The organism is Streptomyces sp. CWNU-52B, assembly GCF_047444975.1.
Lineage (GTDB): Bacteria > Actinomycetota > Actinomycetes > Streptomycetales > Streptomycetaceae > Streptomyces.
This window is the reverse complement of sequence record NZ_JBLFJV010000047.1, coordinates 205,010-226,695: the sequence shown is the minus strand read 5'-3', so window position 1 is coordinate 226,695 and position 21,686 is coordinate 205,010. Positions and strand designations below refer to the sequence as shown.

Genomic DNA, 21,686 nt, shown 5'->3' with positions numbered 1-21,686 from the left:
CGAGCCGTACGACCTGAACCCCGTACGACCGGGCCGAACTACGCGAACAGCGCCGGGATCGTCTCCGTGTGTGCCGTGCGGAGTTCGGCCAGGGGGAGGGTGAACTCGTCCTGGACCTCGACCGCGTCGCCGTCGACGACTCCGATGCGCGTGACGGGCAGGCCCCGTGCGCCGCACATGTCGGTGAAGCGGAGTTCCTCGGAGCGCGGGATCGCGACGACGGCGCGGCCCGCGGACTCGGAGAACAGGAAGGTGAAGGCGTCCAGGCCGTCGGGGACGACCAGCCGTGCGCCCTTCTCGCCGAGCAGCGCCGACTCGACCACGGCCTGGATCAGACCGCCGTCGGACAGGTCGTGCGCGGAGTCGATCATGCCGTCGCGGGACGCGGAGATCAGGATCTCGGCCAGCAGGCGCTCGCGCTCCAGGTCGACCTTCGGCGGCAGGCCCCCGAGGTGGTCGTGGACGACCTGCGACCAGGCCGACCCGCCGAACTCCTCGCGGGTGTCGCCGAGCAGGTAGAGGAGCTGGCCCTCTTCCCGGTAGGCGACCGGGGTGCGGCGGGCGACGTCGTCGATCACACCGAGCACGGCCACGACCGGGGTCGGGTGGATGGCCGCCTCGCCCGTCTGGTTGTAGAGCGAGACGTTGCCGCCGGTCACCGGTGTGCCCAACTGCTGGCAGCCGTCGGCCAGTCCGCGGATGGCCTCCGCGAACTGCCACATGACCGCCGGGTCCTCGGGCGAGCCGAAGTTCAGACAGTCGGAGACGGCGAGCGGCTTGGCGCCGGTCGTCGCCACGTTCCGGTACGCCTCGGCCAGCGCCAACTGGGCACCGTGGTACGGGTCCAGCTTGGCGTACCGGCCGTTGCCGTCCGTGGCGATGGCGACCCCGAGGCCGGACTCCTCGTCGATGCGGATCATGCCCGAGTCCTCGGGCTGCGCCAGCACCGTGTTGCCCTGCACGAAGTGGTCGTACTGGGAGGTGATCCAGGACTTGGAGGCCTGGTTCGGGGACGAGACCAGCTGGAGGACCTGCTTCTTCAGCTCCTCCGAAGTCGTCGGCCTCGGCAGCTTGTTGGCGTCGTCCGCCTGGAGCGCGTCCTGCCAGTGCGGGCGGGCGTACGGGCGCTCGTAGACCGGGCCGTCGTGCGCGACCGTACGCGGGTCGACGTCGACGATCTTGCCGCCGTGCCAGAAGATCTCCAGGCGGTCGCCGTCGGTGACCTCACCGATCACCGTGGCGATGACGTCCCACTTGTCGCAGATCTCCAGGAAGCGGTCGACCTTCGAAGGCTCGACGACCGCGCACATGCGTTCCTGCGACTCGCTCATGAGGATTTCCTCGGGAGACAGAGTCGAGTCGCGCAGGGGTACGTCGTCCAGCGTGACGCGCATGCCGCCGGAGCCGTTGGACGCCAGCTCGCTGGTGGCGCAGGACAGTCCCGCGGCTCCCAGGTCCTGGATGCCGACGACCAGCTTCTCGGCGAAGGCCTCCAGGGTGCACTCGATGAGGAGCTTCTCCTGGAAGGGGTCGCCGACCTGCACCGCGGGGCGCTTGGAGGGCTTCGCGTCGTCGAAGGTCTCGCTCGCCAGGATCGAGGCTCCGCCGATGCCGTCGCCGCCCGTGCGGGCCCCGTACAGGATGACCTTGTTGCCCGAGCCGGACGCCTTCGCGAGGTGGATGTCCTCGTGCCGCATGACGCCGATGGCACCGGCGTTGACCAGCGGGTTGCCCTGGTAGCAGGCGTCGAAGACGACCTCGCCGCCGATGTTGGGCAGGCCCAGGCAGTTGCCGTAGCCGCCGATGCCGGCGACGACACCGGGCAGGACGCGCTTGGTGTCCGGGTGGTCCGCCGCGCCGAAGCGGAGCGGGTCGACCACCGCCACCGGCCGCGCGCCCATCGCGATGATGTCGCGCACGATGCCGCCGACTCCGGTGGCCGCGCCCTGGTAGGGCTCGACGTAGGAGGGGTGGTTGTGCGACTCGACCTTGAAGGTGACCGCGTAGCCCTGTCCGACGTCCACGACACCGGCGTTCTCACCGATGCCGACGAGGAGGGCGTCGCTGTGCGGGGCCTTCTCGCCGAACTGGCGCAGGTGCACCTTGGAGGACTTGTACGAGCAGTGCTCGGACCACATGACCGAGTACATGGCGAGCTCGGCGCCGGTCGGGCGGCGGCCGAGGATCTCCACGACCCGCTCGTACTCGTCCTTCTTCAGGCCGAGTTCGGCCCAGGGCAGCTCGACGTCGGGGGTCCCGGCCGCGTGCTCGACCGTGTCCAGAGGCGTCCGGCTCATGCGTTGACCAGCTTCTTGAGGATCGAGGTGAAGAAGGGGAGGCCGTCGGTGCGGCCGGACCCGACGAGGGGTTCGACAGCGTGCTCCGGGTGCGGCATCAGACCGACGACGTTGCCCGCCTCGTTCGTGATGCCGGCGATGTCCCGCAGCGAGCCGTTGGGGTTGCCGTAGCCGTCGGAGGCGGCGGCAGCGGTGCCGGTGCTGTCGGAGGCACCGGCACCGACCACGTAACGGAAGACGACGCGGCCCTCCGCCTCCAGCATGTCGAGGGTGCGCTCGTCGGCGACGTACCGCCCGTCCATGTTCTTCAGCGGGATACGGATCTCCTGGCCGGCCTCGTAGTCCGCGGTCCAGGCCGTCGACGCGTTCTCCACGCGCAGCTTCTGGTCGCGGCAGATGAAGTGGAGGTGGTCGTTGCCGAGCATGCCGCCCGGGAGGAGGTGGGCCTCGGTGAGGATCTGGAAGCCGTTGCAGATGCCGAGCACCGGCATTCCCGACTTCGCCTGCTCGATGAGCGTCTCCATCACCGGCGAGAAGCGCGAGATCGCCCCGGCGCGCAGATAGTCGCCGTACGAGAAACCGCCCGGCAGGACAACGGCGTCGACCTGCTTGAGGTCCTTGTCCTTGTGCCAGAGCGCGACCGGTTCGGCACCGGCGAGCTTGATCGCCCGCTGGGTGTCCCGGTCGTCGAGGCTCCCCGGGAAAGTGACGACGCCAATACGAGCGGTCACTTTCCGGCCTCCGCGACTTCCTCGACCTTGACGGTGAAGTCTTCGATCACGGTGTTGGCGAGGAAGGATTCAGCGAGTTCGTGGATGCGGGCCAGCGCGGTGTCGTCCACCGGTCCGTCCACTTCCAGTTCGAATCGCTTTCCCTGACGGACGTCGGAGATGCCTTCGAAACCGAGGCGCGGCAGTGCACGCTGCACCGCCTGGCCCTGGGGGTCGAGGATCTCCGGCTTGAGCATGACGTCGACTACGACGCGTGCCACTGGCACTCCCGGTGTGTGGTGCTGAGCAGGTCCGTTCAGACTACCCGTACAAAATTTCTACGCGGGTAGATTGGTAGGAATCTACGTGACGGCCATCACGATTCCGCATCGAGGGTCTATCGTCGGCCTGCCCTTCACGAAAAATCCTGGGAAAGATCCAGATCGAGACCAGGGTTCCTATTGCCTCGGGGACACGCCAAGAGATTTAGTCGAGCTTCACATTGGATTGCCGGGCACTGTACAAATGAATTGGCAATAGCCGATACTTTGCCCAATCACCCATAAAAGCAGTCGGACAGTCGGCATCTCGGCACGTCATCGTGCGTGGTCGAAGAGGTGCCGCACGAAGGGACCGATATTCGTGGCGCAGCGTGTCGTAGTCACTCTCTCCGACGACATCGACGGCTCGGAAGCGGCGGAAACGATCGCCTTCGGTCTGGATGGCAAATCGTACGAGATCGACCTGAATCCGGCCAACGCGAAGAAGCTGCGCAGGGCGTTGGAGCCCTACGTGGAGGCCGGCCGCAAGCGGTCGCGCTCCGGGAAGGCCTACCGGCAGACGGCGGTGGCTCCCGACCCGGCGGCGGTGCGGGCCTGGGCGCAGTCGAACAAGTTGGAGGTGCCGGCGCGGGGGCGGATTCCGAAGCGGGTGTACGAGGCGTTCACCGCGGCGCAGTGAGGGAGGCCGCCCTTGGGGTTGGCCTCCTGGCCTGGCCTGGCCTCGGCTGGCCTCGCCTGGCCTGGGGCCCTAGGGGGTGGGGGTGGGCGTTTGTCGGTGAGTGCGGCTCAGTGGGGGCTGGGTGCGCAGTTCCCCGCGCCCCTTGGTGGGGTGGGGTGGAGCGGGGTCTTGTGGGTGCGGGTTCGTCGGAGTTGGGTGCGCAGTTCCCCGCGCCCCTTGGTGGGGTGGGGTGGAGCGGGGTCTTGTGGGTGCTGGTGCGTCGGGGTTGAGCGCGCAGTTCCCCGCGCCCCTTCGTGGGCGGGGCCGTTGGGGTCATCCGGCCCTGAGGGCAGTCGACTTGCGTTGTACCCCGGGCGATCGGATAGAGTCTGGAACACGCCGAGGGGCAAGGCCGAAAGGCCCGGCTCACGGAGTCACGCGGGTGTAGTTCAGTAGTAGAACATCCCCCTTCCAGGGGGAAGGCGCAGTGTGCAATTCCTGTCACCCGCTCTGCACCGCCGGTCTGATCCCTCTCTGGATCGGGTAGGCTGGTGCTCGCGCCGATCGGTGAAAGCCGGTCGGAGGCAATGCGGACGTAGCTCAGTTGGTAGAGCGCAACCTTGCCAAGGTTGAGGTCGCCAGTTCGAACCTGGTCGTCCGCTCCAGTAAGTAAGTGTGAGCAGCAGTGCGCGAAGGCTCCGGTCATATGACCGGGGCCTTTCTCGTGTGCGCACACCGCCTCTGACATTTGTCATGTTCAGTAGTGACAGCGTGCACTGCCGAGTCGTCCCGGCAGCCGAGACGCTTGAGTCATGAATACGAATGAGCCCGTGATCGAGGTCACCGATCTACGACGCGTCTACGCGGGAGGGTTCGAGGCGGTCCGCGGAGTCTCCTTCGAGGTCGGCCGCGGTGAACTCTTCGCGCTCCTCGGCACCAACGGCGCCGGCAAGACCTCCACCGTCGAACTCATCGAGGGCCTCGCGCCCCCGTCGGCCGGCCAGGTGCACGTCCTCGGCCACAACCCCTACGCCGAACGCTCCGCGGTCCGTCCGCGCATCGGCGTCATGCTCCAGGAAGGCGGTTTCCCGTCCGAGCTGACCGTCTCCGAGACGGTACGGATGTGGGCCGGCTGCACGAGCGGAGCCCGGCCGGAGAGCGAGGCGCTGTCGCTCGTCGGCCTCACCCGCCGGGCGGACGTCCGCGTGAAGCAGTTGTCCGGCGGGGAGAAGCGGCGCCTGGACCTGGCGCTCGCGCTCCTCGGACGGCCCGAGGTGCTCTTCCTGGACGAGCCGACGACGGGGCTCGACGCGGAAGGACGCCAGGAGACCTGGGAACTGGTGCGCGAACTGCGGTCGACGGGCACCACCGTGCTGCTCACCACCCACTACCTGGAGGAGGCGGAGGGGCTCGCCGACCGGCTCGCGATCCTGCACGCCGGGCGGATCGCGGTCACCGGCACCCCGGCGGAGGTGACCGCCTCCCAGCCGTCGCGGATCTCCTTCGAACTGCCCACCGGCTACTTCCCCGGCGACCTGCCGCCGCTCGACGCCCTCGGCGTCATCGGGCACGAGGTCGTCGGGCGGGTACTGCGGCTGCGTACGAACGAGTTGCAGCGGACCGCCACCGGGCTGCTGACCTGGGCCGAGCGGACCGGCGTCGAGCTGCGGGGGCTCGACGCGCGGTCGGGGTCCCTGGAGGAGGCGTTCCTGCGGATCGCACGGGACGTGTCGGAGCAGGACGCACAGGAGGCACGGGAAGCACAGGAAGCACGGGAAGCGCAGCACTCGGAGGGCTCGGAGGGCTCCGCGAGGTCCCAGAAGTCCGAGACGTCCGCGGACACTCAGCACCCTCAGCAGCCTCAGCACTCGAAGAAGGAGCACGTCGCATGAGCGCCGGAACCGTGACCAGTACCCCACCGAGCACCGCGCCCGTGGCGTCGACGGTCACCGCGGCCGGGCGCATGGCCTCCCTCGCGCGGGCCGAGCTCACCCTGATCGGGCGCAGCAGGGCCACGTTCTTCGCGGCGGTGTTCGTGCCGCTGGTCCTGCCGTTCAGCCTGCACTCGACGGTCAAGGACATGGACCTCAAGGAGACCGGTCTCTCGATCGGCTCGGTCATCCTGCCCGCCGCCGTCGGCTTCTCCCTCCTCTTCGCCGTCTACAGCTCGCTGGTGAGCGTCTACGCCGCCCGCCGTGAGGAGCTGGTCCTCAAGCGGCTGCGCACCGGCGAGCTGCGGGACGTGGAGATCCTGGCGGGGACCGCGGTCCCCTCGGTCCTCATCGGCCTGGTGCAGTGCCTCGTACTGACCGCCGCCTGCGCGGTGATCATGGACGTGGGCGTGCCCGAGGCGCCTCTCCTCGCCGTGGTGGGGCTGCTGCTGGGGCTCGTGATGTGGGCGGCGCTCGCGGCGGTGACCGCGAGTTTCAGCAGGAGCGTGGAGGGCGCCCAGGTCGCGGCGATGCCGCTGCTGCTCGTGTCCATGGTCGGCTCCGGCACCGTCGTGCCCTTCGAGATCATGCCCGACCGGGTCGCCGCCGTCTGCGAACGACTGCCGCTGTCCCCGGTGATCACGCTGATCCGCGGTGGCTGGACCGGGAACCTCTCCGGGTACGAGGTCCTGGGTGCCGTCGCGACGGCGCTGGCCTGGACCGTGTTCGCGGTGTTTGCTGTACGGAAGTGGTTCCGCTGGGAGCCGAGGCGCTGACCAGGGCCGACGCGGAAAGGTCGGGAACGGGACGAGAACCGGTACGGGCACCGGTACGGGCACCGGTACGAGAACCAGTACGGGCACCGGTACGGGAACGAGGACGGTCGGCGATGGGAATCGGGAGTTCGAAAATGCGCGGGCCGCTTCTCTGGTGGCGTGGGAAGAGCACCCCGGCGAAGGTCGAGACGTACACGCGCTGGTCCTTCCACTTCTTCCCGGTGGTGGAGATCGTCGCGATCGGGCTGCCGACGTTCACGCATGTGCGGGCGGGGTTCGCCGTCTGGCTGTTCCTGCCGCTGTGTGCGCACTCCGTGCTGTGCGCGGTGATCGCGTCCCGGGCCCTCGACTGGAAGCGCGGCCTCCGTGACCAGCCCGTACGCCTGCTCTACGGGCTCGGCGCGATCTCCGTGCTGTTCGGGGCCGCCGTGCTCAGCCTCGTGAAGCACGGGCCCGGTGACGACGGCACCGCCTCGGCCGTGGTCCCGCTCTACGTGGGCGTGCTGTCCTTCGCGGTCGGCACCATCTCGCTCGGCGTGCGCGACCGGCGGCGGGTGCTGGCGATCGTGACCTGCTTCGCCGTGGGCGCCGGAATCGTGGCGCTCGCCGTGGGCCTCACCGGGTCCGCCGCGCTGGGCACGGTGTTCGCGACCCTGATCGGCGGTGGCTTCCTCTCCTTCACCTCCATCTTCTCCGTCTGGCTGCTCGACGCCGTGTTCGAGCTCGACGCGGCCCGCGAGACCCGTACCCGGCTCGCCGTCGCCGAGGAGCGGCTGCGCTTCGGGCGCGATCTGCACGACGTGATGGGCCGCAACCTCGCGGTGATCGCCCTGAAGAGCGAACTCGCCGTGCAGCTCGCGCGCCGCGAACGCCCCGAGGCCGTGGACCAGATGATCGAGGTGCAGCGGATCGCCCGCGAGTCGCAGCGCGAGGTACGTGAGGTCGTACGCGGCTACCGCGAGGCCGACCTCGGTGCCGAGCTGGCCGGCGCGCAGGGTGTCCTGGCCGCGGCCGGCGTCGACTGCACGGTGACCGGTTCCGCGGCGGGGCTGCCTCCGGCGGTCCAGTCGGCGCTGGGGTGGGTCGTACGGGAGGCCACCACGAACGTGCTGCGGCACGGGAGCGCGGAGCACTGCGGTGTGTCACTGGGAGTGGTGGGGGCCCACGTGGTCCTGACCGTGGAGAACGACGGGGTGGAGAGGGACCGGGTGCCGAGTACGCCCACGGCCAAGGGGTCCGGCCTCGCCGGGCTGCGCGAGCGGTTGTCGGCGGTGGACGGAACGCTGGAGGCGGGGCCGGTCGACGGTGACCGGTTCCGGGTGGTGGCCGAGGTCCCACTGCCTCCGGCTGCCACGACCCCCAAGAACTCCAAGGCCCTCAGGACCTCCAGGATCTCCAGAGACTCCGAGGCCGCCGACGCCGCACCGCCCTCGTCGGGCTCGTCGGGCTCATCGGGCTCGCTGTCCTCTTCCCCGCCGCCGCCTCCCTCCCCCGCCCCGCGCTCCGTGAACGAAGAGGTCACCCGATGACATCCGTACGACCCATCCGGCTGCTGCTCGCCGACGACGAGCACCTCATCCGAGGGGCGCTCGCCGCGCTGCTGGGTCTTGAGGACGACCTGCTCGTGGTGGCCGAGGCGGCCGGCGGGCCCGAGGCGCTGGCGATGGCACGGGCGCACGAACCCGATGTGGCCGTACTGGACCTTCAGATGCCCGGGACCGACGGTGTGAGCGTGGCCACATCGCTGCGCACCGAACTGCCCGCCTGCCGGGTGCTGATCGTGACGAGCCATGGGCGCCCCGGGCATCTCAAGCGGGCGCTGACGGCGGGTGTGCGCGGGTTCGTGCCGAAGACCGTCAGCGCACAGCGGCTCGCGGAGATCATCCGTACCGTGCATGCCGGAAACCGTTATGTCGACCCCGAGTTGGCCGCCGACGCGATCTCCGCCGGGGACTCGCCGCTGACCGCGCGCGAGGCCGAGGTGCTGGAGCTGGCCGCCGACGGGGCGCCCGTCACGGAGATCGCCGAGCGGGCCGCGCTGTCGCAGGGGACCGTACGGAACTATCTGTCGTCCGCCGTGACCAAGCTCGGAGCCGAGAACCGTCACTCGGCGGTGCGTCTCGCACGCGAGCGAGGTTGGGTATAGTTGCTCTCGCGCCACGGCGCAGCGCGGACGTAGCTCAGTTGGTAGAGCGCAACCTTGCCAAGGTTGAGGTCGCCAGTTCGAACCTGGTCGTCCGCTCAGAGCAAGTGGAGAAGCCCCCGGTCATCGCGACCGGGGGCTTCTTCGTGTGTGCCGGTGTGTGCCGAGGAGGCTCAGCTCCAGGGGGTGCCCGTCAGACGCTCGTACGCCTCCACGTACTTGGCGCGGGTCGCGTCCACGATCTGCTGGGGCAGGGCCGGCGGCGGCTGCTCGCTCCTGCGGTCCCAGCCGGACTCGGCCGACGTCAGCCAGTCGCGTACGTACTGCTTGTCGTACGAGGGCTGCGCGCGGCCCGGCTCCCACTGGTCGGCGGGCCAGAAGCGGGACGAGTCCGGGGTGAGCACCTCGTCGGCGACGACCAGCGTCTCGTCGTCGAAGCCGAACTCGAACTTCGTGTCCGCGAGGATGATCCCCCGGTCGCGCGCGATCTCGTGGCCGCGGCCGTAGACCGCGAGCGTCGCCTGCCGCAGCTGGGCCGCGGTGTCGGCGCCGACCTGGCGGGCGACCTCCTCGTACGAGACGTTCTCGTCGTGCTCGCCGACGGCGGCCTTGGTCGCCGGGGTGAAGATCGGCGCGGGCAGCTCCGAGCCGTCGGTCAGCCCCTCGGGAAGAGCGAGACCGCAGACCGTACGGGTCTCGTTGTACTCGACGAGACCGGAGCCGGTGAGATGGCCGCGGGCGACGCACTCGACCGGGACCATCCGCAGGGACTTGCAGATCAGGGTGCGGCCCTGCCACTCGGCGGGCGCGCCGGGCGGCGGTTCGGTGCCGAGGACGTGGTTCGGCAGCAGGTCGGCGATCTGGTCGAACCACCAGAGCGAGAGCTGCGTCAGGACGCGGCCCTTGTCGGGGATCTCCGTGGGCAGCACCCAGTCGTACGCGGAGATGCGGTCGCTGGCGACCATCACGAGGTCGCCCGCCTCGTTCTGGTACAGGTCGCGCACCTTGCCGGTGTGCAGGTGCACCAGGCCCGGAACCTGAAGAGGCTCGGGCTTTTCTACGAATCCGGACACGGTTCCTCCCCGCGGTTCTGACTGACTTACCCGATTCTCCCGTATGGGAGGCCCGTGCTCGGCCAGGGGGCTGCCGGGGGCGGGAGCGGCGACCGGTCCTGGCGGTCTCAGTCGCGTTTGCAGATGCGGTCCAGGAGGTTGGCCGTGGCGCGCTGGACGCGGGGGTCGACGTGGCCTCGGCGGTCCAGGGCCGGGGCCCAGCCGAAGGTGCCGGCCGCGAAGACGAGGGCACCGGAGTGCGCCCGGTACAGGGACGTCTCCTGGTGGCGGACCGTCCCCTCGGGGTCCCGGTACGGGGAGTGGGAGAGGAGGATGCGGCCCTGGTGCTCGGGGAGCGCGGCGCGGGGGAAGTAACGGTCGGCCCCGCCCACGACCAGACCCTCCAGCTCGTCGCCCTCGTGGGCCCCGGTCGCCTCCCACAGCCAGTGGTCGGCGTTGCGGACGACGAGCGGGCCGGCCTCGGGGACCGGGCCCCCGTACTGGATTCCCAGGACTTCCTGCTCCGGGCGGTCCACTTCCCGCCACAGCGCGGGCTTTCCGGGGCCGTGGCGCTTCCGGCAGGTGAGCAGCCGGTCGGGGACACCGGACGGGGAGGGCGCCAGCTCCGCCTGCCAGTACATGGTGCGGGCGGAGAGGAAGACGAGCGAGGTGCCCTGCTCGCGGGCGACGTCCACGGCACGGCGCATGGCCGGGGTCCAGTACACGTCGGGTCCCGGGAAGACCAGGCCCCGGTAGCGCGTGGGGTCGATGCGGCCCGCGTGCAGGTCGCCGGCGTCGGCGTACGCCAGGTCGTAGCCGTACCGCTCGGCCCAGCGGACGAAGTCGTAGGCGTGGCCCACGTGCAGGGGCAGGCCCGTGCCCGCGTACGGGCGGTCGAAGGAGACCGTCGTCGCGGCGTCGTCCTCGCCGAGCAGCCGCCCGTCGGCGTCCCACGCACGGGAGAGGCTCGCCCCCGTACGGCCGTCCTCGGGGTAGAGGTTGTGCGCCTGCCAGGTGATGTCCGGCAGGAGGAGCAGCAGGTCGGCGGGGTGGTCGTCGCGGACCGTGAACGGGATGTGGGAACGGTGCCCGTCGTCGGTGGTGAGGACGGCGACGTACGCGCCGATGCTCCAGTGCGCCGGGATCTGGAGCCGCCACGAGAGCCACCAGTGGTGGCAGGAGACCGTGCGGTCCGCGGTGAGCGCGGCCGGCTGGACGATGCCGGAGAGGCGCGGGCTGGTGGTGACCTTGCTGGCGCCGTCGCCCCCGTAGTGGCCTATGCGGTAGATGTCGACGCCGAACTGCTGGGGCGGGTCCACCGTGATGTGGAAGTCGATTGCCGCGCCGGGGGTGACCGCGCCGGTGGAGGCGAAGCCCTTGATCTGGCGCCGGAGGTCGTCGGCCGAGCGGGGGCCTCCGGCGGTTGCGCGGGGGGCTGTTGTGCCGAGGGCTGTTCTGCCGGGCGGGGGGATGTCCGGGCCGGGGCTTCGGTGGGCGCCGCCGGGGACAGTCGCGCCGGGTGGTGGGGTGAGGTCGACGTGCCAGGGGACAGGGGCCTGGCCGAGGGGGTCTGCGGCGGCGTGCGCCAGCGCTTCCGATTCCCATCGGCGGATCTGCTCCGACCCCATGCGGCGTTCCCTCCCGTGTGCGTCGCGGTTGCGTCCGGTGGCCGGGCTCAGCACATCACATTACGCATGCGTTCCGTCACTGTTCGTCGCGGATTGCCTTACGCGGGTGGGGAGATGAGGGGTGAGGGACGAGGGGTGAGAGGTGAGAGCGTGGGGCGTGGGGGGCGGTCCGCGGTCAGACCAGGCGGACCGGTTTCTCCGGGCGTACTCCCAGGTCCAGGAGCCAGGCCCGGAGCGGGACGGGATCGCCGTCCTCGATGAGGCTGAGGACCCGGGGGCCCAGGTCGGCCGAACGCTCGCCGCCGACCAGGAGCGACGGGCCGTCCAGCCAGTCGAGCCCCGGCAGCGCCCCGGCCGTGTCCATCGCCGCGCAGCAGACCATCGCCGTCACGTGGTCGCCCAGCAACTCCCGGCCCGTCCGCGGTGGTTGGAGCGGGAACAGGGGCAGCGCGCCGTCGTCCCAGAGCGCCAGGTCGGGGCCGCCCTGCCCGGCGGAGCCCGCCGAGGGTGCCGCGGGGCCGGCGGCCACCGCGGCCTCCTCGCGGGCCACCTCCGCGCTCAGGATCGCCGCGAGCTCCGCGCTCCGCTCGGTCGCCGGGACACCGTCCTCGTCGTCTCCGACCTCGTCCGCGAGCCCGAGCGCGTAACTCTCCGGCGGAGCATCGCTCTCAGGCCGGGCGCCGTTCTCGTACTCGTACGCCGTGTCGGCGGCCTCGGCGGCCGTGGCGGGGGCCGCGTCGGGGGCCCGCCGCTCGCCGTCTGCGAGTGAGGGTGCCTGCGAGGCGGAGGCCGGAGTCGAGGGTGTGGCCAGGTGGTTCATCACCCGGGACAAGGTCGGGCCCTCGGGGTCCGACGTGCCCGGCTCCGACGTGCGGCTCACGCCCAGCGTGTCCAGCACGCGGTGCAGGCGTGCCGCGTCCGTGCGCCACTTCCGGTCGACGACCTCGTCCGGGTAGTCGGCCCAGTCGACCGGGGCCCAGCCGGGGCCGGTCTCGGCGGGCCCGCCGTGGAAGAGCCGCGCGGCCAGCAGGGACGTCGCCTCGTCGATCGCGCCCGGCTCCTCCAGGAGATCGCAGGCGGGCCGCTCACCGAGCCGGGAGGTGAAGCCCTCGGCCAGCCGGTCGCGCCGGGAGAGTTCGGTGAGGGCCGCGACGACACCCGCGTCGAGCCGGGACGGCCACCGCCCCATGCGCCAGGCGGGCAGCGCGACCCTCGTCAGCAGCCGGTCCCAGCCGGCGTAGGCCAGCCCCACCTGCTCCTGGGCGACGATCCGCAGACCGTAGTCCACAGCCTGTGCGCGCTCCGCCGCCGCGGTCGCCACACCCCGCTCCATCTCCGCCGCGTGCCCGCGACAGCTGCGCAGCAGAACCCGCGTCACCCAGCCGGCCACGCCCAGCACCGCACGGACCAGGGGGCCACGGGTGGGCGCCGAGGTCACCGCCACGGCCGCGTCGAGCCCGCGTACGAAACGACGGGCCGCGGCTATGTCGGGGTGCGCCGAGGGTCCCGTACCGGCGACGACCGGTGCGAGGACGGCGCGCAGCTCGCCGACGCGCATCCACCACAGGAAGGGCGAGCCGATGACGAGGACGGGCGCGGCAGGCGTACGCCGGTGTGCGGACGACAGGCCCTTGCCGCCCTCCATCTCGTCCTCGGACTCCGAACGGGACGAGCCGTGGGCGCGGTGCGTGCGGTCCTCCAGCCAGCTGTCGCAGTCCGGGGTGAGCGCTATCGCGGAGGGTGCGGGCACTTCGAGGCGCTCGGCCAGGTCCCGCACCATGCGGTACAGGTCCGGCGCCGACTCCTCGGCCACCGGGACCGTGGGGCTCAGGGCCGGCCTCGCACGGACCACGATCAGCGCGATACCCGCGGCCGCGAGGAGCACGAGCACGGCCAGACCCGACACGACCCAGCGCGCCACGCCCCAGCCCCGGCCGTCGATGTGCCCCGTCGACCCGCCGACGAGCAGGATGACGGCGACGGCCGCGGGCAGCAGGGCGACGGCCAGCGCCCTGCTGCGGATGCGCAGCACGGCGAGAGCCCGTGAGCGCGCGGTGTGCGCGCCCAACTCCACTCCCATACCGGACACGACCGGTGTCACCCCCTACTGCCCGCCCGGCGTGTGCATACCCAGCCACCGCCGACAGACGTCCATGGTGTCGCTCACTCCCCCACTGTGGCACCCACGACGGACATCGCAATGCCGGTGGGCCAAGTGCCGGAACGCTTGCGCCGCACCCTAGTTGGGGCCCCGGCCCTCGTCAGCCGGATGGGGGATCGGTCACTCGATGGAATGGCTTTGGCTAGAGGTGCTGACGAACGGGCCCCGGATCCTGTGCAGGATCCGGGGCCCGAAGGTGCCGTGCGGTGGGTGACGGGGCAGATGACGGTCCGTGACCGAGGGGTGCTCAGGAGGAGAGGGGCGCCCAGCCGGCGGGAGGGGGGCTCAGCCGGCCGGGGGGGCTCAGCCGGCGGCTTCCGCCACCTTCGCCGCGATGTCCGTACGGTGCTGGGAGCCGTCGAGGCTGATCCGGCCGACCGCCGTGTACGCGCGGGTGCGGGCCTGGGTGAGGTCCGTTCCGCTCGCGGTGACCGACAGGACCCGGCCGCCCGCGCTGACGACCGCGTCACCGTCACGCTTCGTACCCGCGTGCAGGACGTACGTGTGCGGAGCGTCCCGCACGGCGACCTCGTCGAGGCCCTCGATGGGGTCGCCGCTGCGGGGGGTGCCCGGATAGTTGTGCGAGGCGATGACCACGGTGACGGCCGCGTCGTCGCTCCAGCGCAGCGGGGCGAGGTCGGCGAGGGTGCCGTCGGCCGCCGCAAGGAGGACGCCGGACAGCGGGGTCTTGAGGCGGGCGAGGACGACCTGGGTCTCGGGGTCGCCGAAGCGGGCGTTGAACTCGATGACCCGCACACCGCGCGAGGTGATCGCGAGACCGGCGTAGAGCAGCCCGGAGAACGGGGTGCCACGGCGGCGCATCTCGTCGACGGTCGGCTGCAGGACGGTCTGCATGACCTCGTCGACCAGCTTCGGGTCGGCCCACGGGAGGGGCGAGTACGCGCCCATGCCGCCGGTGTTCGGACCCTCGTCGCCGTCGAGGGCGCGCTTGAAGTCCTGCGCGGGCTGCAACGGGACGACCGTCACGCCGTCGGTGATCGCGAAGAGGGAGACCTCGGGGCCGTCGAGGAACTCCTCGATGACCACCCGGTCGCAGGCGTTGGCGTGGGCCGCCGCCGCGGCGAGGTCGTCGGTCACCACGACGCCCTTGCCGGCCGCGAGACCGTCGTCCTTCACCACGTACGGGGCGCCGAAGGCGTCGAGCGCCTCGTCCACCTCGGCGGGGTTCGTGCAGACGTACGAGCGGGCGGTCGGTACGCCCGCGGCCGCCATGACGTCCTTGGCGAAGGCCTTGGAGCCCTCCAACTGGGCGGCCTCACCCGAGGGGCCGAACACCGGGATGCCCGCCTCGCGCACGGAGTCGGCGACGCCCGCCACGAGGGGGGCCTCCGGGCCGACGACCACCAGTTCGGCGCCGAGGTCCGTGGCGAGCGTGGTCACGGCCTTGCCGTCGAGGGCGTCGACCTGGTGCAGCTCGGCCACTTCGGCGATGCCCGCGTTGCCTGGGGCACAGTGCAGCGCGGTGACGTCGGGGTCGAGGGAGAGGGAGCGGCACAGGGCGTGTTCGCGGGCACCGCCGCCGATTACTAGGACCTTCACGGGGGTCAGCCTAGCTGGCAGGGCCCTGGTGCCGAGGCCACGCAGGTCATCGGCGGGCAGGCGGGCAAGGTGGACAGGGCAGGCGGCGTCGGTTCGGGGTGCGGCGGGACTACTCGTTCGAGAACTCCTCCACCACGGTCGCTCCCAGTTCGCGCACGATCAGCTCGTGGCCCGACAGTGCCGACTCGTCGAGGTCGGGGTCGTCGTCCTCCGGGGTGTCGTCCTCCGGGGAGATGGGGGGCGGCTCCGGGGCGGAGGGGCGGGACGCGGGCTGATGTGCAGGCCCGGCCGTGGAACCGCCTCCGGACGCCGCCGGCTGGCTACGGGACGACGCGGAGGCGGCCGGTCCGGGGCCCTGAGCCGGAGCGGCGGGTTGCTGCGGGGCGGGACGGGGCGCGCCGTACTGCGTCGCGCCGCCTGCCGAGTAACCACCACCTCCGCCGCCGCCTCCGCCACCACCGCCGAACCCGGATCCCGGCGGGGACGCGGGCGGCGGGCCCGAACCTCCGGAGGGGTCGATGACCGTCTCGATCTTCCACTGCACGTTGAACTGCTCGGACAGCGCCTGCCGCAGCACGTCCTCGCTGCCGCTGCTCGCGAAGTTGTCCCGTGCGCCCACGTTGACGAAGCCGAGCTGCAGGGTCGTGCCGTCGAAGCCGGTCACCTGGGCGTTCTGACTGAGCAGGATCCAGGTGAAGCGGCGCCGGTTCTTCACCGCCTCCAGGATGTTCGGCCAGAGCGTGCGGGGGTCGGGCCCACCGCTGGGGGGAGGCCCGGAGAAGGCGGCGGTCGCCGCGGCGGGGGCAGGGGCGGGGGCGTAGGGAGCGGACGCCGCCGACGGCGCCGAGGGCTGAGCGCCCCCCGCGCCACCCGAATCCCCCGGGGCGGATGCCCCGCCCGCCGCGGTCGGCCAGCCACCGGGCCGCCGGCCGCTGCCCGCAGCCGTGGGGGTGGGCCATGCGCCGGGCGCGCTGCCGGCCTGGGCGGGCGGCTGCTCCACAGGGGGAGCGGGCGCTGCGGGCGCTGGTGCTGGTGCAGGTGCGGCGGCGGGAGTGGGCGCGGCCGGGTAGGAGGTGGCCGGAGCTTGGGGACCCGCTTGCCCCGTATCACCGCTGCCGGGGCCACCGGAGCCGCCGGTGCCCCGCACCGCGGCGCGAACGGCGGCGGCACCGCCACCGGGCGGAACAGGCGCCCCGGCGGAAGCCGCCCCGCCGACGGAACCACCACCCTGCGCCCCCATGCCCGTCCCTGTCCCCATCCCTGTCCCCATCCCCGGATGGGCGTCGGGTCCGGGTACGTACCCCACGGCGGGCGCGCCGCTGGACGTCGCCCCCGTGAAGTTCACGCCGCGCTCAAGGCGGTCGAGCCGTGCCATGACGGACCGCTCGTCGCCGTACGCCGTGGGCAGCAGCACGCGCGCGCAGATCAGCTCCAGCTGGAGGCGGGGGGAGGTGGCGCCGCGCATCTCGGTCAGCCCCGTGTTGACGAGGTCGGCGGCGCGGCTCAGCTCGGCCGCGCCGAAGACCCCGGCCTGGGCGGTCATCCGCTCCACCACGTCGACGGGGGCGTCGATGAGCCCCTTCTCGCCGGCGTCGGGCACGGCGGCCAGGATCACCAGGTCCCGCAGGCGCTCCAGCAGGTCGGCGACGAAGCGCCGGGGGTCGTTGCCGCCCTCGATGACGCGGTCGACGACCTCGAAGGCGGCGGCTCCGTCGCCGGCGGCGAAGGCCTCGACCACGGAGTCGAGCAGCGACCCGTCCGTGTACCCGAGGAGGGAGGTGGCCATGGCGTATGTCACACCGTCGTCGCGGGCACCCGCGAGGAGCTGGTCCATGACGGACATGGAGTCACGCACGGACCCGGCTCCGGCCCGCACGACGAGCGGGAGCACCCCGTCCTCGATGGGCATGCCCTCGCGCCCGCAGACCTCACCGAGGTACTCCCGCAGCGTCCCGGGCGGAACCAGCCGGAACGGATAATGATGCGTACGCGACCGAATGGTCCCGATGACCTTCTCGGGCTCGGTGGTGGCGAAGATGAACTTGAGGTGCTCCGGCGGCTCCTCGACGACCTTCAGCAGCGCGTTGAACCCCGCCGACGTGACCATGTGGGCCTCGTCGATGATGTAGATCTTGTAACGACTGCTCGCGGGCCCGAAGAACGCCTTCTCGCGCAGGTCACGGGCGTCGTCCACACCACCGTGGGAGGCGGCGTCGATCTCGATGACGTCGATGGACCCCGGCCCGTTCCTCGCCAGGTCACGGCAGGACTGGCACTCCCCGCAGGGGGTGGGGGTGGGCCCCTGCTCGCAGTTCAGACACCGCGCGAGGATCCGGGCGCTGGTCGTCTTTCCGCAGCCGCGCGGCCCGCTGAACAGGTACGCGTGATTGACCCGGTTGTTCCGCAGCGCCTGCTGCAACGGGTCGGTTACGTGTTCCTGCCCGATGACCTCGGCGAACGACTCCGGGCGATAACGGCGGTACAGAGCGAGAGACGACACACAGACGAGGTTATAGGCGCCCACTGACAACGAGGACCGCCCGCAGATACCTGTCCGGTACCTGTCCGCCCCGACCCCACCGACACCGGCTCCGCCGGGGCCCGCAAACGCAAGCGCCCCCCACGCACCCGCCAGAGCCAACCTACCCTTGCTGCCTTCCGGCCCTGGGGGAGTTCAGTCAGATAGCGCCACGTGAGGGGCTGCGCTCACAGTACCCGATCCGAGCGGGGGGAACGAGTTCGCGAGCACTCCTCAACGTCTTGTATTGTTTGCCGCGGAGGATTCGCCTAGTGGCCTAGGGCGCACGCTTGGAAAGCGTGTTGGGGGCAACCCCTCACGAGTTCGAATCTCGTATCCTCCGCCAGTGCCTCACCGGGCACGATGTCGAAGGGCCCCACCGTTCGCGGTGGGGCCCTTCGACGGTTCTCAGCTCTCGTTGTCCTGGTTTTTGTCCACAGCGGCTGTTTCCGGTGGTCCCCAGATGGCTTCGGCGATCTTCCGGGCGACGTCCTTGAGCATGGCGTCCGGCACGTGGAGGTACCGCGCTCGCATGCTGTCGGAGGTGCCCGGTTCCCATCCCATGATCTGGTCGATGACGCGGGCCGGGACACCGAGCAGCATGAGCACGGTGGCGGCAGTGTGCCGGGCATCGTGCAGCCGGGCGTTCCGAACCCCCGCATCTTCGAGTAGCCGCTTCCAGTCGTGGTAGTCCGTGTTCGGGCTCAGGGGGCCACCGAGCGGCTTGGTGAACACGTAGTCCGACTCGGTCCACAGGTCGCCGGCCGCCTTGCGCTCACGCGCTTGCGTCTCGGCATGTGCACGGAGCATCGAGACCAGCGGGCCGGGCAAGGGCACAGCACGCCGGCCCGCGCGGGATTTAGTGTTCTTGGTCTCACGCCGAACCTGCACCTTGCTGGGGCAGTACCCCGCCTTTCGGCCGCACGGTGAGGATTCCGGGCACCCGTGCTCGTACCGCGGGCGTAGACGGTTCCGACGCAGCTTCAAGTACTCGTTGTCGAGGTCGACGTCAGACCAGCGCAGTCCGAGCGTCTCGCCCTGTCGCAGTCCGAGCGCCAGTGCCAGCATCCAACGAGCGCTGTTCCGGTGCTTGTTAGTTTCCAGTAGTAGGCACTGAACCTCTTCCACGGAGTAGGGCTCTACCTCTGATTCGTCCTCTTCCATCCGTGGCGGTTTCGCCAACGCGGCAGCGTTCTTGGCCGCGTGGCCGCGCCGTAGCGCCTCCCCGAGCGCAGTTCGGGCGGTGCGGTGAGCCTGGTGTGCCGTTCCGGCCTTGCGCGCCCCGTTCGCCTGCATACGGCGATACAGGCTCTCCAGGTGCTCGGGCTCCAAGCGGTCAAGGCGGTGCTTGCCGACGCCGGGCACGAGGTGAACGCGAACGGCGACCTCGTACCCGTCGTAGGTGTTCTCGCTGACGGCTGGCTTGGCAATGTTCTCCACCCAGTGCTCAAGCCATTTCCCAACCGTCCATGGCTTGCCGGGCTGTCGCGCCGAACCCGTGTCGCGCTGCTTCTCCAGCTTCTTGACTTCATCAACCAGGTCCTCGCGCGTCTTGCGCGTCAGGTGTCGGCGGTACGGCTCCCCGTTGTCCTTGTAGCCCATCGGCACACGGGCGTGCCAACGGCCATCTTTCCCGAGGTAAATAGCGGATTCGCCGTTCGCGCGGCGGGTGCCCTTCTTCTTCTCTGCCACAGGCAGACTCCTGTTTCTGAGTGTCGGGATGGAGACCGGGGCGGCGGGCTGTCCTGTCCGGGAGTGCTGCCGCCCCGGGGTGGTCAAGCGGCTCGTTTGGCCGCGCGTCGGCGGGCGAGGAATTCGGCGGGCGCGTCCGCCGGAACGCGGCGGAGACGGCCGATGTCGATCGACTCCAGTTCGCCGGTGCGGATGAGCGCGAAGCAGGTGGTCCGGCCGATACGGAGTCGGCGGGCGGCCTCTTCGACGGTGAGGAGTACGAGGGTCGTGTCGTCGTCGGCGGGGGTGGCGAGGGTGCGGTGTTCGTCCATGGGTCGCTCCGGTGAGGGCTGAGTTCATGGGCAGGTGCCGCCGCACAAACCGCGAAATCCGCAGAAAAGCCGAGGTAGGCCGTTGACCTGCGGCGTTGTGGTGGCGGGTGGTGGTGGACGGTGCTCCGCAGAAATCCGCGATATTCCGCAAAAATCAGCGCGGCCGTAGACCGGCCCCGGGCGGTGGGGTCGTGCTCGGGTTTTTTGCGGAATATCGCGGGATTGTGCGACGGACCCCCGACCGGGATGGTGCGGGAGCCGCGTCGCAGGTCAGCGGGGGTGTTCGGGGGTTATTGCGGATTTTGCGGTTTGTGCGGGACGGTCTGAGGGCGCGACCGGGGTTACCTGCCGCCGCGCCGCAGGCCGGGGTGAGCGAGTAGGCGGGGTGCCGGGGGGCGTCCGCGCTTTCCGGTACGCTCGGGTTGGTAAGACCGCAGGTATCCGTGGTCTTCCAGCAGCGCGAGGGCGGGTTCGAGGTCAGCGACGGTGGGGACCTCGCTGCGGGACAGGACGGTGAAGACGTCCCGCCGGCTGACGTCCTCCCATCCGTTGTCCCTCAGCGCGTCCAGGACACTGCGGGCGCGGCCCATGACCGGGTCGGCGCCCATGGCGTCGAACACGGCGAGGGCATGGGCGGTGTAGTACTCCCCCAGCTCGATGGCCGCGTTCACGGTGTCCTCGGTGACGGGGTGGGCGTAGCCGTTGCCACCGTGTTCGGCGAGGTGCAGCAGCGCGGCCATACGGGCGGTCGCTCCGACGAGTTTCCCCGCCCAGTCGCTGATGTGGCCCAGCCTGCCGCCGCGCGCCTTGAGCCACGGTTCGACCCGTTCCTGATAGGCGATCAGGGCCGCGTCCGCCTCGGGAGTGAGCTGGATGACGGCCGGGTCGGTCCAGTCCGCGAGGGACAGGGTGAGGTCGATGACCCGGGCGGTGTAGGTGGCGGCCGTCTGTTCGGGGACCGGATCGGTGATGACCTTCCGGTCACCGACCGTCGACACCGGCAGCGAGTACAGGAAACGACCCAGCAGACCGCGACCCTTCCCGCCTTTGATCTTCCCCATGTCCAGCAGCACATCGGGCTGCACTGCCAGTCCCATGGTCAGGGCGGGGGCATCGACGTACTCGCGGCGGGTCTGCCGATTCACCCTCAGACGCCCCCCGGCATGTCCTTTGAGGAAGACCTCCATGTTGGGACTGCCCGAGTAGCGGCCGGCGATGATGTCGAAGATTCCTCCCTCATCGCTCATCACCGACAGCCGGCCGCCCTGTTCCGCGATGAGCGAGGTGACGGTCTCGGGTGTGCAGTCGTCCGCCAGCAACAGGGGTTCGGCCGGCACGGTGAGCGTGTCAGCGGTCTGCGCGAGACCAACGGCGGTCTTCACCATCTCGTCTCGCTTGTCGGCGTCGGCGGACGCGGCCTTGACGGTGGCCTTGTCGGCCGCTTCTTTCGCCAACCGCGCCGTCAACTCCGCTTCCACGATCTGGGGCTTCATCGCCGCTTGGAGCAGTTTCTCGGCCTCGTACAGCGGGTCGGTCAGCAACCCGAAGACGGCCGACTTGCGGTTGCCGGGCGGGAGCGCGACCACCGTGAAGAGGTTGGTCGGCTCACGCCAGTGCCCGCGTACGTGAACCACCGACCGGCCGCCTGCCGCCGTGGCGAGCACGGCGAGGGCAACCGAACCGGCGAGGTCGACCGGGGTCTGTGTCTCTTCCGCGACGGCCGCCACGAACTCCCCCAGCCAGGTGGGGAAAACGTGAGCGGGGAACGGCGGTCGCTCGCGGCGGCCGGTGAGGGGAATGGGGTCTTCCCACACGTCCGGTGGAGTGTCGTCCTCGCCGGACGCCTCTTCGAGGGTGGGCAGTCCGGCCCATAGGTCGGGGCTGTCCACAGGCTGTGGAGTCATGAGACGGCCCTCCCTTCGGATGCGGTGGTGTGGGGGCAGATGCCGACGACGACGCGGGCACTGA

At 70.8% G+C, this 21,686-nt stretch carries 16 protein-coding genes, 4 tRNA genes and 1 other RNA gene; 9 read left to right on the top strand and 12 right to left on the bottom strand.

Translation table 11 applies throughout. From position 1 onward, the window contains the following. Positions 1 to 38: 38 nt before the first annotated feature. Genes purL through purS form a run of 3 tightly spaced genes read right to left on the bottom strand, consistent with a single transcriptional unit; the run spans position 39 to position 3,288 of the window. Positions 39 to 2,297, bottom strand: a complete 2,259-nt coding sequence (gene purL / locus ACLVWQ_RS32355; RefSeq protein WP_414112782.1) for a phosphoribosylformylglycinamidine synthase subunit PurL — start codon at positions 2,295 to 2,297, stop codon at positions 39 to 41. Next, positions 2,294 to 3,028 (bottom strand): phosphoribosylformylglycinamidine synthase subunit PurQ, encoded by a 735-nt coding sequence (gene purQ, locus ACLVWQ_RS32350; RefSeq protein WP_414112781.1) that lies wholly within the window; start codon positions 3,026 to 3,028, stop codon positions 2,294 to 2,296. Before purQ ends, purL begins: the two co-directional genes overlap by 4 nt. Then, positions 3,025 to 3,288: a phosphoribosylformylglycinamidine synthase subunit PurS gene (gene purS, locus ACLVWQ_RS32345; protein ID WP_055518089.1), complete on the bottom strand. Its 264-nt coding sequence runs from the start codon at positions 3,286 to 3,288 to the stop codon at positions 3,025 to 3,027. The genes purQ and purS overlap by 4 nt, the downstream gene beginning before the upstream one ends. A gap of 361 nt (positions 3,289 to 3,649) precedes the next feature. Here purS and ACLVWQ_RS32340 point away from each other — a divergent pair, with 361 nt between their 5' ends. The 8 genes from ACLVWQ_RS32340 to ACLVWQ_RS32305 all read left to right on the top strand — a co-directional run bounded on the left by ACLVWQ_RS32340 (position 3,650) and on the right by ACLVWQ_RS32305 (position 8,895). Next, complete coding sequence (locus tag ACLVWQ_RS32340; protein WP_414112780.1) at positions 3,650 to 3,967, top strand: histone-like nucleoid-structuring protein Lsr2; 318 nt, start codon at positions 3,650 to 3,652, stop codon at positions 3,965 to 3,967. 417 nt (positions 3,968 to 4,384) lie between these two features. Continuing rightward, positions 4,385 to 4,456: transfer RNA gene (locus tag ACLVWQ_RS32335), tRNA-Gly, on the top strand. A gap of 79 nt (positions 4,457 to 4,535) precedes the next feature. Next, a tRNA-Gly gene (locus ACLVWQ_RS32330) sits at positions 4,536 to 4,611 on the top strand. A 147-nt stretch (positions 4,612 to 4,758) separates the two neighbouring features. After that, positions 4,759 to 5,838 carry an ABC transporter ATP-binding protein gene (locus ACLVWQ_RS32325; RefSeq protein ID WP_414112779.1) on the top strand — a complete coding sequence of 360 codons (1,080 nt, stop codon included), beginning with the start codon at positions 4,759 to 4,761 and terminating at the stop codon, positions 5,836 to 5,838. Next, positions 5,835 to 6,653 (top strand): ABC transporter permease, encoded by an 819-nt coding sequence (locus tag ACLVWQ_RS32320; protein WP_414112778.1) that lies wholly within the window; start codon positions 5,835 to 5,837, stop codon positions 6,651 to 6,653. The genes ACLVWQ_RS32325 and ACLVWQ_RS32320 overlap by 4 nt, the downstream gene beginning before the upstream one ends. 134 nt (positions 6,654 to 6,787) lie before the next feature. After that, positions 6,788 to 8,182 carry a sensor histidine kinase gene (locus ACLVWQ_RS32315; protein WP_414112777.1) on the top strand — a complete coding sequence of 465 codons (1,395 nt, stop codon included), beginning with the start codon at positions 6,788 to 6,790 and terminating at the stop codon, positions 8,180 to 8,182. Next, positions 8,179 to 8,799 carry a response regulator gene (locus tag ACLVWQ_RS32310; protein WP_414112776.1) on the top strand — a complete coding sequence of 207 codons (621 nt, stop codon included), beginning with the start codon at positions 8,179 to 8,181 and terminating at the stop codon, positions 8,797 to 8,799. Before ACLVWQ_RS32315 ends, ACLVWQ_RS32310 begins: the two co-directional genes overlap by 4 nt. A gap of 23 nt (positions 8,800 to 8,822) precedes the next feature. Then, positions 8,823 to 8,895 (top strand) — tRNA-Gly (locus ACLVWQ_RS32305). 74 nt (positions 8,896 to 8,969) lie between these two features. Here ACLVWQ_RS32305 and ACLVWQ_RS32300 read toward each other — a convergent pair. The 6 genes from ACLVWQ_RS32300 to ffs form a co-directional block, all read right to left on the bottom strand. Then, positions 8,970 to 9,869, bottom strand: coding sequence for a phosphoribosylaminoimidazolesuccinocarboxamide synthase (locus ACLVWQ_RS32300; protein ID WP_414112775.1), 900 nt, complete (start codon positions 9,867 to 9,869; stop codon positions 8,970 to 8,972). Positions 9,870 to 9,976: 107 nt separating this feature from the next. Continuing rightward, positions 9,977 to 11,476, bottom strand: coding sequence for a N,N-dimethylformamidase beta subunit family domain-containing protein (locus ACLVWQ_RS32295; RefSeq protein WP_414112774.1), 1,500 nt, complete (start codon positions 11,474 to 11,476; stop codon positions 9,977 to 9,979). Between the two features lie 175 nt (positions 11,477 to 11,651). After that, positions 11,652 to 13,565 (bottom strand): hypothetical protein, encoded by a 1,914-nt coding sequence (locus tag ACLVWQ_RS32290; protein WP_414112773.1) that lies wholly within the window; start codon positions 13,563 to 13,565, stop codon positions 11,652 to 11,654. A gap of 375 nt (positions 13,566 to 13,940) precedes the next feature. Further along, the gene (gene purD, locus ACLVWQ_RS32285; protein ID WP_414112772.1) at positions 13,941 to 15,197 is read right to left on the bottom strand and encodes a phosphoribosylamine--glycine ligase; all 1,257 of its coding nucleotides are present in this window, start codon (positions 15,195 to 15,197) and stop codon (positions 13,941 to 13,943) included. 109 nt (positions 15,198 to 15,306) lie between these two features. Beyond that, positions 15,307 to 17,697, bottom strand: a complete 2,391-nt coding sequence (locus tag ACLVWQ_RS32280) for a DNA polymerase III subunit gamma and tau (RefSeq protein ID WP_414112771.1) — start codon at positions 17,695 to 17,697, stop codon at positions 15,307 to 15,309. 106 nt (positions 17,698 to 17,803) lie between these two features. Continuing rightward, positions 17,804 to 17,902: signal recognition particle sRNA small type (gene ffs / locus ACLVWQ_RS32275), an RNA gene on the bottom strand. 71 nt (positions 17,903 to 17,973) lie between these two features. Between ffs and ACLVWQ_RS32270 the strand changes: the two genes are divergently transcribed. Continuing rightward, positions 17,974 to 18,061: transfer RNA gene (locus tag ACLVWQ_RS32270), tRNA-Ser, on the top strand. Positions 18,062 to 18,123: 62 nt separating this feature from the next. Here ACLVWQ_RS32270 and ACLVWQ_RS32265 read toward each other — a convergent pair. The 3 genes from ACLVWQ_RS32265 to ACLVWQ_RS32255 all read right to left on the bottom strand — a co-directional run bounded on the left by ACLVWQ_RS32265 (position 18,124) and on the right by ACLVWQ_RS32255 (position 21,622). Beyond that, positions 18,124 to 19,407, bottom strand: coding sequence for a tyrosine-type recombinase/integrase (locus ACLVWQ_RS32265; protein WP_414112770.1), 1,284 nt, complete (start codon positions 19,405 to 19,407; stop codon positions 18,124 to 18,126). Positions 19,408 to 19,490: 83 nt separating this feature from the next. Next, the gene (locus tag ACLVWQ_RS32260) at positions 19,491 to 19,718 is read right to left on the bottom strand and encodes a helix-turn-helix domain-containing protein (protein ID WP_414112769.1); all 228 of its coding nucleotides are present in this window, start codon (positions 19,716 to 19,718) and stop codon (positions 19,491 to 19,493) included. A 341-nt stretch (positions 19,719 to 20,059) separates the two neighbouring features. Then, the gene (locus ACLVWQ_RS32255; protein WP_414112768.1) at positions 20,060 to 21,622 is read right to left on the bottom strand and encodes a YfjI family protein; all 1,563 of its coding nucleotides are present in this window, start codon (positions 21,620 to 21,622) and stop codon (positions 20,060 to 20,062) included. Positions 21,623 to 21,686 lie beyond the last annotated feature (64 nt).

Bases quoted from the DNA above. Each gene is read 5' to 3' on its own strand.
- ACLVWQ_RS32320 (WP_414112778.1), top strand. From the start codon at position 5,835: ATGAGCGCCGGAACCGTGACCAGTACCCCACCGAGCACCGCGCCCGTG.
- ACLVWQ_RS32255 (WP_414112768.1), bottom strand. From the start codon at position 21,622: ATGACTCCACAGCCTGTGGACAGCCCCGACCTATGGGCCGGACTGCCC.
- ACLVWQ_RS32325 (WP_414112779.1), top strand. From the start codon at position 4,759: ATGAATACGAATGAGCCCGTGATCGAGGTCACCGATCTACGACGCGTC.
- ACLVWQ_RS32310 (WP_414112776.1), top strand. From the start codon at position 8,179: ATGACATCCGTACGACCCATCCGGCTGCTGCTCGCCGACGACGAGCAC.
- ACLVWQ_RS32315 (WP_414112777.1), top strand. From the start codon at position 6,788: ATGCGCGGGCCGCTTCTCTGGTGGCGTGGGAAGAGCACCCCGGCGAAG.
- purL (WP_414112782.1), bottom strand. From the start codon at position 2,297: ATGAGCCGGACGCCTCTGGACACGGTCGAGCACGCGGCCGGGACCCCC.
- ACLVWQ_RS32295 (WP_414112774.1), bottom strand. From the start codon at position 11,476: ATGGGGTCGGAGCAGATCCGCCGATGGGAATCGGAAGCGCTGGCGCAC.
- ACLVWQ_RS32260 (WP_414112769.1), bottom strand. From the start codon at position 19,718: ATGGACGAACACCGCACCCTCGCCACCCCCGCCGACGACGACACGACC.